Source organism: Cupriavidus sp. HPC(L), assembly GCF_000307735.3.
GTDB lineage: Bacteria > Pseudomonadota > Gammaproteobacteria > Burkholderiales > Burkholderiaceae > Cupriavidus.
The window spans coordinates 1-16,386 of record NZ_AMPR02000463.1; the positions used below are offsets into that span (position 1 = coordinate 1).

The 16,386-nt window shown below is 57.1% G+C and carries 15 protein-coding genes; all 15 read right to left on the bottom strand.

Annotation, left to right across the window (positions count from 1 at the left end):
- Window positions 1-1,020, bottom strand: a 1,020-nt coding sequence (locus tag B551_RS23880; protein WP_043442581.1) for a type VI secretion system Vgr family protein, incomplete at its 3' end; no start/stop codon positions are given.
- Window positions 1,021-1,199: 179 nt separating this feature from the next.
- Entirely contained in the window at window positions 1,200-2,042 is an 843-nt protein-coding gene (locus tag B551_RS23885; protein WP_006575639.1) for a PoNe immunity protein domain-containing protein, read from the bottom strand.
- A gap of 122 nt (window positions 2,043-2,164) precedes the next feature.
- A complete protein-coding gene (locus B551_RS23890) occupies window positions 2,165-3,019 on the bottom strand; it encodes a hypothetical protein (protein ID WP_006575640.1) in 855 nt (284 codons plus the stop codon).
- Between the two features lie 85 nt (window positions 3,020-3,104).
- The gene (locus B551_RS25865) at window positions 3,105-4,205 is read right to left on the bottom strand and encodes a type VI immunity family protein (RefSeq protein WP_052511474.1); all 1,101 of its coding nucleotides are present in this window, start codon (window positions 4,203-4,205) and stop codon (window positions 3,105-3,107) included.
- Between the two features lie 50 nt (window positions 4,206-4,255).
- Window positions 4,256-5,059, bottom strand: a complete 804-nt coding sequence (locus B551_RS23900; RefSeq protein WP_023265163.1) for a PoNe immunity protein domain-containing protein — start codon at window positions 5,057-5,059, stop codon at window positions 4,256-4,258.
- A gap of 107 nt (window positions 5,060-5,166) precedes the next feature.
- Window positions 5,167-6,144 (bottom strand): hypothetical protein, encoded by a 978-nt coding sequence (locus tag B551_RS26350; RefSeq protein ID WP_157072099.1) that lies wholly within the window; start codon window positions 6,142-6,144, stop codon window positions 5,167-5,169.
- Between the two features lie 92 nt (window positions 6,145-6,236).
- Window positions 6,237-7,148 (bottom strand): hypothetical protein, encoded by a 912-nt coding sequence (locus tag B551_RS25870; RefSeq protein WP_006575643.1) that lies wholly within the window; start codon window positions 7,146-7,148, stop codon window positions 6,237-6,239.
- Window positions 7,145-8,224, bottom strand: a complete 1,080-nt coding sequence (locus tag B551_RS26935) for a type VI immunity family protein (RefSeq protein ID WP_216599713.1) — start codon at window positions 8,222-8,224, stop codon at window positions 7,145-7,147. The genes B551_RS25870 and B551_RS26935 overlap by 4 nt, the downstream gene beginning before the upstream one ends.
- Before the next feature lie 142 nt (window positions 8,225-8,366).
- A complete protein-coding gene (locus B551_RS23905) occupies window positions 8,367-9,218 on the bottom strand; it encodes a PoNe immunity protein domain-containing protein (RefSeq protein WP_023265164.1) in 852 nt (283 codons plus the stop codon).
- Between the two features lie 52 nt (window positions 9,219-9,270).
- Entirely contained in the window at window positions 9,271-10,290 is a 1,020-nt protein-coding gene (locus tag B551_RS25880) for a type VI immunity family protein (RefSeq protein ID WP_083492729.1), read from the bottom strand.
- A 287-nt stretch (window positions 10,291-10,577) separates the two neighbouring features.
- Entirely contained in the window at window positions 10,578-11,414 is an 837-nt protein-coding gene (locus B551_RS26800) for a PoNe immunity protein domain-containing protein (RefSeq protein ID WP_172682496.1), read from the bottom strand.
- Between the two features lie 168 nt (window positions 11,415-11,582).
- Window positions 11,583-12,482: a PoNe immunity protein domain-containing protein gene (locus B551_RS25890; protein ID WP_253281415.1), complete on the bottom strand. Its 900-nt coding sequence runs from the start codon at window positions 12,480-12,482 to the stop codon at window positions 11,583-11,585.
- Window positions 12,483-12,620: 138 nt separating this feature from the next.
- Entirely contained in the window at window positions 12,621-13,673 is a 1,053-nt protein-coding gene (locus tag B551_RS25895; RefSeq protein ID WP_083492730.1) for a PoNe immunity protein domain-containing protein, read from the bottom strand.
- Window positions 13,674-13,683: 10 nt separating this feature from the next.
- On the bottom strand, window positions 13,684-15,099 hold the full coding sequence (locus B551_RS25900) for a hypothetical protein (protein ID WP_083492731.1): 1,416 nt from the start codon (window positions 15,097-15,099) through the stop codon (window positions 13,684-13,686).
- A partial coding sequence (locus B551_RS23930) for a type VI secretion system Vgr family protein (protein ID WP_023265167.1) occupies window positions 15,096-16,386 on the bottom strand: 1,291 nt, incomplete at its 5' end. The genes B551_RS23930 and B551_RS25900, both read right to left, overlap by 4 nt.

Sequence of the window (16,386 nt, forward strand, 5' to 3'; positions counted from 1 at the left end):
AGCTGCGAAATGTTCGGTCAGGGCAAAGCGCTGTCCCGCGCCCAGCTGGCGCACGGTGCCCGCGCCATCGAAGCGAACAAAGCCGCTTTCCTCGGCCTGCATGCGCAGGTGCGCCGCACGATCTGCGGTCGCAGCATCGGGATAGCGATAAGGCCCATGCGCATCGAACGCTTCGAGCGTCGGCCACTCGCCGGGCACCGCCGCGGCATTGGCCTGCGCCGAGGCGGCGGTTAGCGTCTTGTAGTCCCACGACGAGACGGTGACCGCGTTGGGTCCGATGCTGTGCCGCGTGGACCAGACCGTCATCGTGTCCGTTTCCTCCGTCATGTCGGCCCGATGGAAGCGGATGCTCGCTTGGGGGCAGGGCGGGCGTTCGGCATCGTTGTCGAACACAACCAGCTCGTGGCGAGCCTGGCTGCCTTCCGGTTTGTCGTCTTCGCCCTGCAGGTGCTCGAAGCGGTAGGACAGGCCTTCCTCGGCCAGCAGCCGCTGCACGAAGTCGAAATCGCTCTCGCGGTACTGCGCGCAGATCGAGCGGCGGCGCAGCGGTTGCGAGACGGAGAACTGGGAGTTGGCGGCAGGGTAGTCTCGGAACACCTCCTCGACAATCTCCTGCACGGTCTTGTCCTGATAGACGTAGCAGTCGACACGGCCGCGCAGGCGCTCGAGCCACGGCGCGACGGTGAGTCGGTAGCGCGCCAGGCCGCCGTCGCCGCCCATCGCCGCGCAATCGACGACGAAGCCGTGCCAGGCGCGGTAGCGGCCGTCGGCCAGCATCAGCCGCAGCGTGATTTCCTGGCGCGCCAGTTCGACCGTATCGAGATGCGCGGACGGCGACAGGCAGTCGATCTCGATGGCGAAGGAGTTGGATACGGCTTCGATAGCGGAGAAGCGTTCGACGATGAGGCTGACGCCGGCTAGCGCCGTTTCCAACGCGATCAGTCGGCTGCTCTGGCGCAGCAGAGCAACGATGAGATGAACCGGAATAAAAGGGGCGGGCGTCATGATCCGTAATCCCATGCTTACCAAAGTCCCTTGCAGCGAACGTGTCGCGTTGAGGATGGTGGCATGGTGCTACGGACCCGCCTTAGAAAGCTTTACGGCTTGATACGACGTTCGTTGAAGCGCCGATACCTACAGTCTTGGGTCGGATTGATCAAGATCCTTCTGCCGGATCACCGCTCCATCGGTACTGGCTCTCACCGCCGGGCGAAGGCTGTCGAGGTGTCCTCATCCCCTTGTAGCCTTACGTTTGCTTTGGCCCAGGCAACCAGATCCGTCGGATAGTAGGGGAAAGAGTGTAGGGCGCTATCGCCCTCAATGCCCAGTAATAGGACGGCTGCTCCTGCCTCAAATGACCAGTACCCGAAGTAACCGGCCTGGCCTTTAGACTTGTGGGTGTTGTGCCACGGAGCGCCGGCAAGATCCCTGTACCAACGTCCAAGAAACCTGTGCAGGTCCTTTAGCGCCGCTTCATTATCATCCGTCGACATCGCGTCCGCCAAGGGCTCGAACGGATTCGGCGCCAGAAGGGTATCGCATGCGTACCTGTCCATGGGAGCGTACGCCAGGAACTCCTCGATGAGGAAATCCATGCCAGCGTTGGCCTTGTCTTGGCCGTCAAGCAAAGCTGCGATTCTTGGAAGCACATCTCGCCGGTCGAGCAGATAACACAGACCGATCAACGCAACGCATGGGCAATAGCCATCGAACGATCCGATATCCAACCCTATGGCGTTTGGATTTCGCTCATATTTGCGTAGTTGCTCAGTGGCCGCCTCATGCGCAGTGACGACGGCATCCAAGTCGGCGCGTAGCGAATGGATCGGTTCGCCTGCCGTGTACTTCAGTGACAGGTACTCATAGCGGATACGCGCAATGCACTGAAGTGAAAGAGTCCATCCCTCTGCCTCGGAGTCCGCTGCGCCCGAAGGCCCGCTTGCATGCATCGAGAGAACTTCGGGTATGTCGATCACCTCCTGCAGCCAGTGCTGCTCGCTGAGGAAGTCCTGCCGTCGTCGTTCAGAGAAAGAGAGGCTCATGTTGTTTCCACTCTATTGCCGTCGGCCCTTGCTTCCGATTCTGTGTCACGAGCGCCGGTTGGGCCCGGCAGAAAGGTATCCGTGTAGCAGAAAACTTGGCCACAGCGTCGGAGCTTAGTGGCCTACTGCGAAACGAAATACCAGTTCGTATCGACAGCTCTTGTTTCGAGGAAGATAATGGACCGGTCCTCCACATCACTGTCTTCCGGCATGGGGAACTCCGCCCAGATGTCGATGGGCTCACCCCAGTACACCTGATATGCCGGTTGCATAGGACGTCCATAGACGCAGAACGCGACGCTAAAGTCGTTTTCCCCATCCAACCATTGTTCCGGTACCCATACGCCGGTGCGCGGGCAGAGCGAGCCGGGCTTTGCGCGCCAGGTCATATCAACGGAACACTTTGGATATGCCGCGGGCCTCGTCAAGACTGCGTATTCCTCCGCATAACGGACGGCGTCAGCGCGATCGCCCACGTGGCTATCGTCGCGATCCAAATATACCCGTTCCCTGCCAATTGACGCACGGTTCAGCCAATCTGTCCCCTTCGTTTCATTGTTGCGCAGCGTTACGCTACCGGTTCCGCACGCATAGCTCAGCCGTTCAAACGCACGGTCCCAACGCTGACGCTGCTCATCGCCCATCCAGCCGAGGGGTTGCTCTACGAGGCCGCGATAGTCGCTTGCAGGGGCCCTGAGAGCATCGATCATCGGGATGTAGTCGCTCCCAGTTTTGATGAATCGGATGCAGCGCCGAATGTTCTCGGCGTGTTCCAGGTAGCGTGAGACCCAGTAGTCGAGGCGCGCAGCGCCGTGCAATCCCCGGCCGGTGATGAGAGTGTTGAAGAGTTCGGCGAAGTTTTCACACAGACGGACGCACAGATCGTAATAGGCAAGGGAGGTGGTCTGGTATAGGAACCACGCATCCTGATCGAGGTTGCGTCGTTGGTCATAGGGCTTTGCGCCTTTTGTGCTCATTTGCCGAACTTTTCTCGTTACACTCTCGTGATTCGTGATTCGACGCGTTCTATCGGTCTTCGTCGGTTCATCCTCATATCGAAGCTCAGGTTGGTTCGCTTCGCGAGACCGCGTTTTTTCGTATGCGGGCGGCGGCGTTTGGCCAATCGCTTTCCTTATCAAAGCGGCCTAGCCATCGTTTGGCGTCGCGCCGGTTGAAGCGGACGTTCGGATCGCCGTCCCATTGCCCTGTACCGACAAGATCAAGGGCATCGTTGCGAAGCGGTCGCAGTAGGGCATTGAGCGCGACATGCATTGGAGGAACGCCGTCCGCAACGGGATACAAGCGTGGCTCATCGCCAAGCTCCAACCACAATCCAGTCTTGCAGTCGTAAACTCGGATTCCTGCTGCCTTCGCCACCGCAACCACATGCTCGCGGCTTACATCAAGCTTCGCTCGCCAGTGGTCCGCAAGGAAGAAGCCCCAGGTTGGAGGCTTTAGGCCGGCCGGCAAAGACTCGTCCATCCCCATCGACATGCCAAATGGGTAGTCGATGTCCAAGCCATAGAAGCGTTCCGTCAAGCTGCGCTCCCATACTGAAATCTCAGATCGGGCCTCAAACGCCAGCGGATTCGCGATGGAAAACCCGCTGTAAACCTGTTCGGGGCGGAGCTTTTCTATGGTGCTGAGGAGGAACCGACGCCAGTCTTCCTGATGGTCTAGCCACCATTGCCACCGATAATAAAACTGCACGTAGGAGTAGGCCGGGGGACGATCATCATCCCGATCCCGCTTGTTCAGGTAATCCCGCTTCCTGTAGAAGCAGCCTGCTATGGCGGGAGACGAGTTCGTGTTTTCTTCGTCTGTGAAGCTAAACAGAAAAGCTTCGCTCCCCTTCATCTTCGTGATGAGAGATCGAAGATCAGGGACGCGCTTGGAGCCGTATCGATGTGGTCGTTCTGTTACCGGATGCGTCGCAATCCTGTAGGGATGGCCAGTCAGGCGCTCGAACTCCTCGTGCGTATCTACCATCAACAATGATGTATCGCGCCAACTGTGAGGCTCATAAAGGAAGTAGAAGGTTGTAAAGGGGGAAACGGCAACCTCGGAGTAGCCATTGTCGAACGCGGTGGAGGGCCACTCCGTCAGCGCACTCGTAAAGTCAGAAAGCTCATCCTCTGTGAAGGGCAATTGCGTTGTACTCATACGAGCTCCACTCTTGTTCTAACGGTGACGCTGTCAACGCGATATGTTGCCTAACCGCTTGTGGCCACATGCCCCTTCGCCCAGGCCACCAAATCCTTCGGGTAGTAGAGGAACGAGTGCAGGCTTGTGTCGTCCTCGATGCCGAGCAGCAAAACCGCCGCCCCTGCCTCGAAGGACCAATAGCCATAGTAGCCGGCTTGGGTTGGCGACTTATGGGCGTCATGCCACGGTGCTGCGGCTAGATCCTTGTACCAGCGCTTCAGAAATTTCTGCAACTCGCTTAGCGCTGCGTCATTATCTTCCCTTGACATCGCATCGGCCAGAGAGGCAAAGGGCTTCGTCGCTAGAAGTATGTCGCACTCATAACGGTCCAATGGTGCGTAGGCGAGAAATTCTTCAATCAAAAAATCCATGCCGACATTGGTCTTGTCCGGCCCGTCAAGCATTTCCGCGATGCGAGGAAGCAGATCGCGGCGATGTAGAAGATAGCAAAGGCCGATCAATCCTACGCAGGGACAATAGCCGTCGAATGAGCCGATATCGAGCCCGACTGCATTGGGGTCACCCTCGTATTCGCGTAGCTGCCGAGTGGCCCGTTCGTGTGCCGCGACGACGTCTTCCAGTTCCGTACGAAGCGTTTCGATCGGCTCACCCGCGGTGTAGCGAAGCGTGAGCAAATTGAGAAGGTCTTCCGCGACGACACGGTATGAGATCAACCAACCCTCAGCCTTGGAGCGACCTGAGCCGGCAGGGGCGGATTCCAGCAGTTGGATGCCCCCAGCCAACTCAAGGCAGGCAGTTTGATAGCTCGCTTCATTCAAGAAGCGTTGACGTCGCTTGGCTTGAAAATCCATGTCGAAGGCGCGTAAGGCTTGTCAGCTTCAGCGGTGAGGCTCGTCGTCTGGCTCAGCGACGAACGCGGTACAGTGGTCGTCCTCTTGGAAAGTCCAAAACTATCCAATCATCGTTTCTGGTTTGCCGCAGGACGGCCGGCCGTTTCATTTTTCTCCGAACATCCATATACACACTTTCCCGCGGAATCCGCGAGCGGTCGCACGGGATCGCGAAAATACTGGACGCTCCATTGCAATTGGGGCGGCCCGCCGCGGTTCGCGTCTAACTGATATGCCCACAGGGGCGTGCCCGATTGCCGCCATTGGACGGCCTGTTCGCATGCTCCGCTGAAAATGGGAGACGGGAGCTCGTGTAGAAGCCTATACGCTTCCGCGATAGCCATGGCTGGACAGACCCGTCCCCCTTTTGTCAGGACGAATGTTCGTGCGCTCTCGACCTTGTCGTCGAAGACGGCGTTGCCGCTGACCAAATGGAAGACATTGCCATTCGACCAGGCAGGTTTGTTGCCGCGTTGCTCCTGCTTTATCGACAGGGGCGTAGACGGTTGCCGCCCGTCCATGCGTGTGACGTTTCCCTTCTTGTCGAACTCGTAGAGTGCATGGCCGGGGATGAAGAGGACACGCACAGGCCATGATCTTGGCGACGACCACTGAATCTTGTGTCGGGGCGCCTCATCGTTTCGACGCAGTGAATTGGGTGGGGGCGGCGATACGTCGACCCAACTGTTGTCCTCCCCATCGAGAGCAAAGGTCTTGGCGAACGGACGTGCTCGCACATAACGTCGTCGTTCAAGCAGGCTGATGCCTGTGTTGCTCACCTGTACGACCACATGCTTGCTCTTGCCTTCTTCGATTTCTGTTCGCCATGCGAGCGTGGGGGCCGAGCCCTCGCCGCGCAGTGGTAACGCGGCCAGGTGGACGGTGAGAGGACCGGAGGAGGGAAGCAGCTTGATGGTCTCGCCTGGTTGGATCCGCGTGATGACCGATTCGTTGACGGAGACGTCGATCTGCGTTTTCGTCCGTCCAGGCTTGTAGAACAGCGTGAGGCTTGATTCAGCGCTTTCCCGTGTGGGTCCTTGCGACACTGCGGAGCCTGCAGAGGCTTGGGCGGAAAGTATCCCTCCCGGGCAAAGAGTCAAGGCAAATGTAAGGGGGGAAACGGCAAGGAGTCTCAATTTTACCGCCCGGCTTCCCGGCGCAAACGCAGATTGTCAACCGGATCCGTCTTGTGCATGGGATCCCAAACAAAATACCAAGTGGTGTCTACTGCCTCCGTAACCGGCGAACCGGTTGCTATGGCTTCATACTCCGCGGTCATCTCTTCATCGTATCCAATGAAAGGGTTATTAGGCTCGAGCCCCTTTATTCGATATGCTGGTTGCATGGGGCGGCCTTCAACACCGAACGCAAGACTAAAATCGGTGGCGCCGTCCAACCATTGTTTAGGTACCCATACGCCTGTACGGGGGCAGCGCTCACCTGGCGTTACCCACTGACCAACGTCGACACGATGCGTTGGAAAGGAAGCGGGTGCCGACATGACTCCGTATTTCTCAGCAGACTGAATCGCAGTGGCCGCGTCTCCCGCATTGCTATCATCCCGGTCAAGGTAGACTTGATCTTTACCAATGGACCGGCGATTTAACCAATGGATCCCTTTAGTAAGGTTGTTCCGTAAGGCGGTGCTACCGATGCCACATGCGTAGCTAAGTCGTCCAAACACATGGTCCCACTGCTTGCGCTGTTCATCGCTCATCCACCCTAGCGGCTGTTCCACGAGGCCGCGATAATCGGTTGCGGGAGCATTGAGGATGTCAACCATCGGTATGTAGTCACCGCCGTTCTTGATAAATCCTATGCCACGTCTAATGTTTTCAGCATGCGTTAGGTAGCGCGAGACCCAGTAATCGAGGCGAGCTGCCCCGTGGAGTCCATGACCCGTTAGGTAGGTATTGAAGATCTCCGCAAATTCCTCGCATAGCCGGGCACACAATTCGTAGTGCGAAATTGCCGTAATCTGGTAGAGATACCACGCGTCCTGATCAAGGTTGCGTGGGATGTCGTACGGTGTCAGCTTTGCTTCAGTCATTGATTGTCGTCAGATGGAGCGCCTGGCCACATGTGTGCTTCCGCGCTCGGCCAATCGCTTTCCTCATCGAAGCGCCCCAACCACCTCCGAGAATCGCATTGGGTGAAGCGAACGTTTGGGTCGCCATCCCACTCGCCGCTGCCGACCAAATCGAGATCGTTGTTCCGAATGGGTCGAAGCAGTTCGTTCAGACGCACGGGTAACTCCGGAATGCCTTCACTCACCGGATATAGCTGTGGAGTGTCACCCAGCTCTATCCATTGTCCATTTTCAAATTCCGTGATGGTGATCCTGGGATGCCGTAGCTGCAAGCGCACCTGCTCTCGGGAACAGTGAAGTTTCTTGCGCCAACTATCCGAGAGAAAGAATCCCCACGTTGGTGTACGTATGCCCTTGGTAAGCCCGAACCCCATGCTGAAGGGGTAGTCGGTGTCCAGGCCATAGAAGTGCATCGCCAAGCTTCTATCCCACACCGAAACTTCGGATCGCGTTCCTAAAGCAGGGGGATTGGCCATCGCGAACCCACTATAGACCTGCTGAGGTTTCAATCGGTCGATCGCCGAAAACAAGAAACGGCGCCATGCTGCACTGTTGTCCAGCCACCACTGCCAGGCGTGGTACAGCTGAATGTGTGAGTAGCATCTGTGGTCGGTGTCATCGGAGTCGTTCATATACGCCGGATTGCGCCAGAAGTAGCCGCCGACGACAGGGGAGGACGCGGTATTCTTGCTGTCTGAAACATCAAAGGAAAAATGCTTGTCGGCTTTGACCTCTTTGGCGAACTGGCGCAGGTCGGGTAGACGCTTTGATCCGTATGGGTGTGGGCGGCTCGTGCCGGGGTGTGTGCACGTTTCGTATTTCACCCCTGTCAATGCCTCGAACTCTTCGTGGATATCAACGAGCAATTGTGCGGTCTCGGTTGACCGTGTCGACTCGTACGAAAAGTAGAAGGTTGTGAAAGGGGAAACTCCAAGCTCGTAGTCAGTACTACCCCAGGCGGTCGCCGGCCACTCCTGCAGGTTCTGGACAAAGTCGGAAAGTTGTTCCGGGGAAAAAACTCCATGAGCCGTACTCATTTTCTGCGCCTTCTCTGGTCGTCCGATCCGGGGGCGGTACGAGTGTTTGTCTCCATCCCGATGCAATGATCCTCTGGTCGCAGCTCTGCCACGGGTCGTGAGATATCTCAGCCGGCCTATGGCGAGATGCTATCGTGGCCGATCAGCACGATTGGTCGGCACCAGACCGTATGCCGGTTGCTGAGGCATCCAGGTCATTTCCAAGTTCCATATTCGCTTTGGCCCAAGCAACGATATCCTTCGGGTAGTAGAGGAAGGGGTGCAGGCTTGTGTCGTCCTCGATGCCAAGCAGCAAAACGGCCGCGCCTGCTTCGAAGGACCAGTAGCCGAAGTAGCCCCCAGTTCTTCCTTCGCTATCGGGCTTGTGAGCATCGTGCCATCCGGTGCTGGAAAGGTCTTTGTACCAACGCTTCAAGAATGTCCGCAAGCATGCAATGCGCTCTGCTTCGATGTCTTTGTAAAATGCTTTGATCAAGTCGCCGTAGGGCTTGTCCCAAAACCATTGATCAACGTCGACGCGGTCACTGAGGGAAAAGGCCAGCAGGTCCTCATAGATGGCATCCTCGCCCTTCAATGCGTCGCAAAGCTTGGCAATGCGGGGCAATAGATCGCGCCGATGTAATAAGTAGCACAGGCCAATAAGCTGCAGGAGCCGGCAATAGTCGTCCAGGGACGCGAATGAGAATACCGGACGGTCGGGTTCCGCGTGAAAGTTCCGATTCTGTTGAGCCAAGTCCTCGTACGCCGAGACGATTTGGTCAAGGTTCGAGCGCAGTGCTGAAATGTCATCTCCAGCTGTATATTTCAGCAGGCATAGATCGAAGTATTTCGACGCGATGATCTCAGCAGACGCCAACCACCTTTCCTGTAGATTCCTGCCAACGCCAGATGGTTGTTTTGAAAACAAATCTATGGATGCAAGGAGGCCTTCAAGCTCCATGCGGTAGTTGCTTTCACTCAAGAACGGTTGCCGGCGTTGTTCGACAAACTTCATATGGTTCCTACCTTCCTGGAAAGCGGCCGTCGTCCGTTGGACATGGCGTTTCTCAAGGGGTTGAAGGTGGGCGACCGTCGAATGTCCGCGGGAGCCGCTGTCGAGCATCGGCGCAGGGCCAGTCACCGGTTTCATCGAACCGGCTCAACCATCTTCGTGTGTCGGTCACATTAAATCGCTCGTTAGGGTCTCCATTCCACTGACCGAATCCGGTAAGGTTGAGCCTCTGGTGGCGAATCGGCTTCAGCACGCGGTTCAGGATAGATGGCAGTTCAGGTACGCCGCTCCTCACGGGGTACAGATCCGGTTTCGAGCCAAGTTCGATCCAAGTGCCGCTGTCGCAGTCGATCATATGGATGTCGGCGTGCCGCAGGCGGTCTCGAAGCTCGTCTCTTGTGCAAGCAAGTCGTGTGCGCCAGTTGTCCGATAGAAAAAATCCCCAGGTGGGAGGGCGGATGCCGAATGGCAGCCCATCGGCAAGATGTTTCATGGCAAAGGGGTAGTCGATGTCGAGTCCGAGAAAGTGTTCGGCAAGCGCGCGCTCCCAGACATTGGCTTCAGACCGACTGCCTAATTCCAGAGGATTGGCTACGGTGAAGCCGCTATAGACCTGATCTGCGTTGAGTGCGTCGATTGTTTTCAACACAAAGCGTTGCCATGCTTCGCGATTGTCCAGCCACCACTGCCAGCGATAGTAGAACTGTATGTAAGAGTAACCCTTCCGTAGGCCTGGCCACCAGGCCGCCCGGCAGCAATAGGCCGCTGTTGCGGGCGAGCTTCGGTGATTGGGTTCATCGGTCAGTTTGAAGAGGAAGTCATCATCGGCTCTCTTCTTCTTTGCCCAGTCGCGAAGATTGCCAAGTCTCTTGGAACCGTAAGGATGCGGACGTTCTGACTCCGGGTGAGTTGCGATTGTGAACGGGCTGCCGGATAGCGCCTCAAAGGCCTCCAGCGTGTCTATCATGGTCAGCGATGCGTCAAGGTGGCGTTCGGGGTCGTATGAAAAGTAGAACGTCAGAAACGGACTAACGCTGAGCATCGAGGCGTCATCGCCATACGAGAGTTGGGCCACTCTTCCAGCAGGGCGATGAACTCCTCAAGCTCTTCGCTGGTAAAGAGTTCGGTTGTTGTGGTCATATCGCCATCACCTTCTTCCGCCGCAGACGGCATGGTGCTACAGATAGTGTTCAGCAAGCTCTACGGTGTGATACGTGCTGACGGGCTGATGCCCACCGTTCCGGGTCGGGTTGATCGACATCCCACTGCCAGAATGTCGCGCCGTCTGGGAATCCTCGACATCGGGAAACGTCTCGCCCTGTTGGCATGGCGGCGCGATCGCGACAATGCTGGCGTGAGCCATCATCCAGCCCTCGGTACGGTTTCCCTGGCGGCAAACGGTTCGTGCACGGTATCGGAAGGTGGTCCAGCGCTCTCACTGCGTGCATAGTCCACCCAGTCTCCAGGGTAGAACGCCATATCACGATAGCTGGAATCATCGATATCGAGCACGACTGTGGTCGCAGCGGCCTCCCAGGACCAATAGCCATAGAACGATACGTCTGCCTCGCCATGCTGATCGACATAAGGTTCTCTGCGGCTGGCGTGATACCACTCGTTCAGATATGTCGCCATCAAAGTAGGTCGCTCGCCGGGGCTAGCATCGAAGACCTTGAATAGTTTGCGGTATGGAAGATGACGAGTCGCTTCGTTTGGCGGAGGGCCACGGTTTGCAACGAAGGGTGCGACCAATCGTTCAATCAGTCCATCGCGTACGCCCATGTCCTCATTGCCATAGTCGAGGAAGGCCATGACGCGCGGCATGTCGCGGCCGAATCCGCTGAGAATGCCGAAGCAAACCATGCGAAGGGCGACTATCCAGTATTCCTCGTCCCGTAGCGTTGCGTGTGGTGTGACGTAGTTGTCTGCATCGGGAGAGGCATGGTAATCCGCGTGGAACTGACCGTATTCTTCCGCCCAACGAATGGCGTGTGGCCATGCTTCTGCAATGTTCGAAACAGGCGCCCCTGAAGAGTACAACAGACTCATCCAGTCCAGGATGTCCCAAAGGCGCCGTCGGGTCGAAGTCATTAGCCCGCTAGGCTTCGACTTCGCGATATGCTTCGGAAGGTCAATGGTGACAGAAGCCATCCCGTCCAAATGATTCTTAAATTGAAACTTATAGGTTTCAAATCGCATCAATGGTTCGCGACGTCTCGCAAAATCGTCGTCTGACGCCTTCCATTGAATCCAACGCTTTCAGTCAGGATGATTGGCATTCATATTTCTGTCTCATTGAACACCTTAGTTCCATTGCTCCGAAAAGCGCCCGCGGGAGCATCCCGACAGGCTGGGTCCTGACGGGGGTCATCTGATAGCCCGCCGGCCAGCACTGCGACCCTGGTCCGCACCGCATCGCAAGGCTGTGGTTTCACCACTGTCTTGTAGCCCTATGTTTGCCTTTGCCCAAACAATCAGATCCTTCGGGTAGTAGGGGAAGGAGTGCAAGCTTGTGTCGTCCTCGATGCCAAGGAGTAAAACAGCAGCGCCTGCCTCGAAGGACCAGTAGCCGTAGTAGCCGGCTTGGCTCGAAGACTTGTGCGTGTCGTGCCATGGCGCAGCAGCTAGATCTTTGTACCATCGCTTCAGGAACTTTTGTAGTTCCTTGAGTGCCGCGACATTGTCGTCCGTCGACATCGCGTCGGCCAGTGTTGCGAAAGGCTTTGTGGCGAGCAGAACATCGCACTCGTAGCGGTCTAATGGCGCGTAGGCAAGGAACTCCTCGATGACAAAGTCCATGCCGGCATTCACCTTATCCGGCCCGTCGAGCATCTCTGCGATACGGGGAAGCAAGTCTCGGCGATGGAGTAGGTAGCAAAGGCTGATTAGCCCAATACATGGGCAGTATCCATCGAACGAGCCAATATCAAAACCGATGGCATTAGGATCACGCTCATACTTTCGTAATTGTTTTGTGGCGCGCTCGTATGCAGCCACTACGTGCTCCAGTTCTTGACGGAGCGGATCGTTCGCCTCGCCGGCGGTGTACCGTAGCGTTAGCTTGTCAAAGATGTGCTGGGCGGCCATGCGGTAGGAAATCAACCAACCTTCCGCTTGGTTCCTTCCCGAGCCGGCTGGTGCAGACTCAAGCAGTTCGATGACTTCGGTGAGGTCCTTGCAAGCAGATTGATAACGTTCTTCGCTCAAGAACTGCTGACGCCGCTTATCGTTAAAGTGCATACGTAATGTCTTGGCTTCGACGTGCACTGCTGCGCAAGCACAAGCGGTTGTCGACAAATTCCGTAGTCCCATGCGTGCAAAAGTCCCTGGCGACGAATGTGTGCATGGTGCTACGGACGACCGTCAGCAAGCTCTACGGCCTGATACGTGGCGACGTGCTGATGCTTACAGTTTCGGGTCGGATTGATCGATGTCCCACTGCCAGAATGTCGTGCCGTACTGAGAGCCTTCGATATTGGGAAACGTGTCGCCTTGTTGAAAGTGACGGCGCGACCTCGACAATGCTGGCGTGAACCACCATCCCGTCCTCGGAACCGTGTCTCCAGCGGCAAAGGATTCCCGTGCAATATCGGAAGGTGGTCCAGCGTTTTTACTTCGTGCGTAGTCCACCCAGTCTCTAGGGTAGAACGACATATCACGATAGCCGGAATCATCGATATCAAGCACGACTGTCGTTGCAGCGGCCTCCCAGGACCAATAGCCGTAGAACGATACGTCTGCTTCACCATGCTGATCGACATAAGGTTCTCTGCGGCTTGCGTGATACCACTCGTTCAGATATGTCGCCATCAAAGCAGGTCGTTCGCCGGGGGTAGCATCGAAGACCTTGAATAGTTTGCGGTATGGAAGATGACGAGTCGCTTCGCTTGGCGGAGCGCCACGGTCTGCAACGAAGGGGGCGACCAATCGTTCAATCAGTCCATCGCGTACGCCCATGTCCTCATTGCCATAGTCGAGGAAGGCCATGACGCGCGGCATGTCGCGGCCGAATCCGCTGAGAATGCCGAAGCAAACCATGCGAAGGGCGACTATCCAGTATTCCTCGTCGCGAAGTGTGGCATGCGGCGTGATCTGGTCTTCAGCTTCCGGAGAGGCGTGATAAGCCTCATGGAAGCTCGCATACTGTTCTGCCCAATTCATCGAATGGGGCCAGATCTGCGAAATTTCATCGATCTGACCCCCTGCAGAATACTGTAGGCTCGTCCAGTCCAATGCGTTCCACAAGCGTCGACGAGTTGACGTCATGAGACCACTAGGCTTTGCCTTGGTCACATGCTTTGGCAAGTCGATCGTTACAGAAGCAATTCCGCCGAGCTTGTCATCAAAGCGCTTTGAATAAGTGGGATGGCGGAGGAGTGGTTCACGCCTCTCTCGAAATCGCACTTCAGAAACCTTCCAACTCGCCCATTTCTCCCAGTTGATCTCTTGTTCCTTCATAGTTGTCGCCCTATTCAGCAAGCATGGTGGTGGGTATCACGAACTCCGTCGCAATCTGGTGGGATGTCAACGGTTTGCAGCATCGCGGCGAAATTGATCCATTGGATGTCTTGTGCCGATTATGGTTTGGCCCAACCACCGTAATCAAGCTCCTATCGTACGGACAACGTACAAGGCTTCGACGCGGCCCGCCACTACTCATGTCGATCTTTGCGCCTAGCTTAAACTCCGCTTCCTCCCAAGCCTCAATAGCCGGAATCAATTCGTGTTGTGCGGAAGGCGTGAGAGCGGCACTGTTAATCTTCTTTGCGACCCAGCGATGGCTTAGTTGCCGTCCGTCTCGCACTGTTCGGCCTAACGCATTTCGTGCGCGGGGCGCCTCCTCTTCACCCAGATAGGCATCGATGCCATACCTTAGGCCTGCCCACACTGCCTCAGCGGTTTCGAGCTTCCCATGAAAACCCGCTGTCGTGCCCTTGGTGTCGCTGATGCGATATGCCGACGGAAGACGCGTTGAATGCCAAACGTGGTCAATGCCACGATGTCCTGGCTGAGTCATTTCATACAATACGCCCCGGTTACTGACTTTGGCGCGAGACTTCTGCCGCTTCACGTAGTAGTAATCGGTAATATGTTCGCCTGACACGCCAGTGTATGAACGCGACTGCTTTGCTCGCTGGCTTTGCCGCTGCGTTGCCGTCGCCTGGCCAGTTCGCGGTGCAGCCGTGCCAGACGTTGTCGTCTTTACCGTAGCTGGAGCGCGAGATTGTGGCGTGGGATTGCGGGGCGCACGCGGAGCGGCTGGAACGTGAGCCGTGGTGCTCGGAAGCGGCTGCATCATCGCCTGCTGGTGTGCCCGACGCAGCGTGTCCATTGCCTCATTGATTTTCTGCGCCGCCATTCGCTTCAAAGAATTGAGCTGGGCGACCAACCGGCGGACGCCGTCGCGTCCCATCACCCATTCAACTACGTGGCGGTCAAGGACATTGATGAGTCCGCTGAGAATGTCGTCGACATTCCGTGTCAATTCCCGGGTGTAGGAAGCCCAGTTCAGATTGCGAAACCAGTTCTCGATATTGCCTCGTACTGACCGGGGCAGCGAGTCGAGGATACGCCCGATTGCTTTGCCGTTACGAAGAGCCTTGAATACATTCTTCAAGGCGTCGCCAATTCCGGGGACAAGCGCGATAAGGTTGAGTACCAGTTCGATCCAGTTATCCGTGCTGCGTGCATTGCGGGTGAGGAGCCAAATGCATCGCAGGATGTTGTACGCATCGACGGCTTGTCCAACAAACGGGATGCAACCGAGCACTGTGGTGACGATCATTTGTGCAATGGAATCGCCGCGACCTTCGACGACTTCGCCCACCCAGGTCAGAATCTCACCGAGGGTATCTTGCTGGGCCCGCTGAATGGCGCTGCTCATGCGGCACCTTCTTCAGCGCTGGCTTCCCCGAGCATGATTTCCTTGTGGTCATCACTGCTGTCTTCGTCCATTACCGGAGTTTCCACTTCGCCCTCGTATTCGTAGTCGTTAATCATGTCTTCGAATTCGTCCAAGCCTTCGTCCATCGCCGCAATCTCGTCAGGGAAGTAGTTATCCTCCAGATATTCCTTTTCTTGGGCGATGTAGCGATCCAGTGCAGCCTTGGCATCCTCCGGGGATGCCGGGGCGAAGCCCTTCAAGGTATTGGGGGCGCGATCATCGACGCTAAACGGCTCTCGGGAGTCGTAGCCAAAAAACACCGTGCCGGATGCCGGCGGATTATCGATGCGCGCGTATCCTTGCTCATCTAGATTGCCGCTCAGTGTCGTGCCGTCAGCGAAGGCTATCCGGTAAGGGGCGCCCACAACCGGCTTCATATCGTCGTAGCGGTAATACAGCTCCAGGGCGTTTGTCGATGTCACTGCGCCAAACGGCAGTGCGGGTATCTCCGCCGCGTTGGAAGCGCCCGCAGAAAATGGGTGACCCGCTCCCTTGACCTCAAATATCCCCGGCGTTTCGAACGTAATCGTGCCGCCATCAAGCACGATACGAGACTCAGCGCCATGCAGCACGACTTTCTGCTGTGCCAACAGTTCGACCGCCTCATTCGACGAAGTCACCACCACTTCCTTGTCCGCCAAAATCGACATCGCGCCACCATGCGCCTGCACCGACAACGGTCCGTTAGCGGCAACGGCTTTCAAGCCATTGCGCTGCACGAATAGCGACACGCCTTGCGCGGCGGCCATCGCGATGGTCTTGCCGGCGGTCATCTGCCAATCCGACTGCAGGGTGCCGTGCAGGTGCCGCCCCGAATAGACCGCGGTGGTCTCTTGGCTCGACACCGCGATAGACGTTGGCGCCTCCGCCACCAGCAGCGGCTCGGCGAAGCGCTCGACTGGCTTTCCGTCGGGCTGCTTGGCGTCCTGACCGTTGACGGTATCTTCGTAATGCCCGTCCTGCTCCGGCTCGACCATCGTTAACAGCGGCTCGAAGACTTCGTTAGCGGTCAGGGGCAGGGCGGTTTGCGTTTGCGCGGCGATCGACAGGCGTTCGGCGGTGCGTTGTGCGCCCTTGAGCAGCGCGATCGCTTCGGCCATATTCATCACGGTGCCGGAGGCGCGGGGCCGTGCGGTGGTCGACAGCAGCAGGCCCTCGCCGGCGCGCACCATCGCCCACGCATCGCTGCGCAGCTCGGCACCGGTGCCGCGCCACGGTCCGCGCTGC

What these genes read in the sequence shown, in the direction of transcription:
- B551_RS23885 (WP_006575639.1), bottom strand. Translation starts at nt 2,042, where the DNA reads ATGAGCCTCTCTTTCTCTGAACGACGACGGCAGGACTTCCTCAGCGAG.
- B551_RS23890 (WP_006575640.1), bottom strand. Translation starts at nt 3,019, where the DNA reads ATGAGCACAAAAGGCGCAAAGCCCTATGACCAACGACGCAACCTCGAT.
- B551_RS25865 (WP_052511474.1), bottom strand. Translation starts at nt 4,205, where the DNA reads ATGAGTACAACGCAATTGCCCTTCACAGAGGATGAGCTTTCTGACTTT.
- B551_RS23900 (WP_023265163.1), bottom strand. Translation starts at nt 5,059, where the DNA reads ATGGATTTTCAAGCCAAGCGACGTCAACGCTTCTTGAATGAAGCGAGC.
- B551_RS25870 (WP_006575643.1), bottom strand. Translation starts at nt 7,148, where the DNA reads ATGACTGAAGCAAAGCTGACACCGTACGACATCCCACGCAACCTTGAT.
- B551_RS26935 (WP_216599713.1), bottom strand. Translation starts at nt 8,224, where the DNA reads ATGAGTACGGCTCATGGAGTTTTTTCCCCGGAACAACTTTCCGACTTT.
- B551_RS23905 (WP_023265164.1), bottom strand. Translation starts at nt 9,218, where the DNA reads ATGAAGTTTGTCGAACAACGCCGGCAACCGTTCTTGAGTGAAAGCAAC.
- B551_RS26800 (WP_172682496.1), bottom strand. Translation starts at nt 11,414, where the DNA reads ATGCGATTTGAAACCTATAAGTTTCAATTTAAGAATCATTTGGACGGG.
- B551_RS25895 (WP_083492730.1), bottom strand. Translation starts at nt 13,673, where the DNA reads ATGAAGGAACAAGAGATCAACTGGGAGAAATGGGCGAGTTGGAAGGTT.
- B551_RS25900 (WP_083492731.1), bottom strand. Translation starts at nt 15,099, where the DNA reads ATGAGCAGCGCCATTCAGCGGGCCCAGCAAGATACCCTCGGTGAGATT.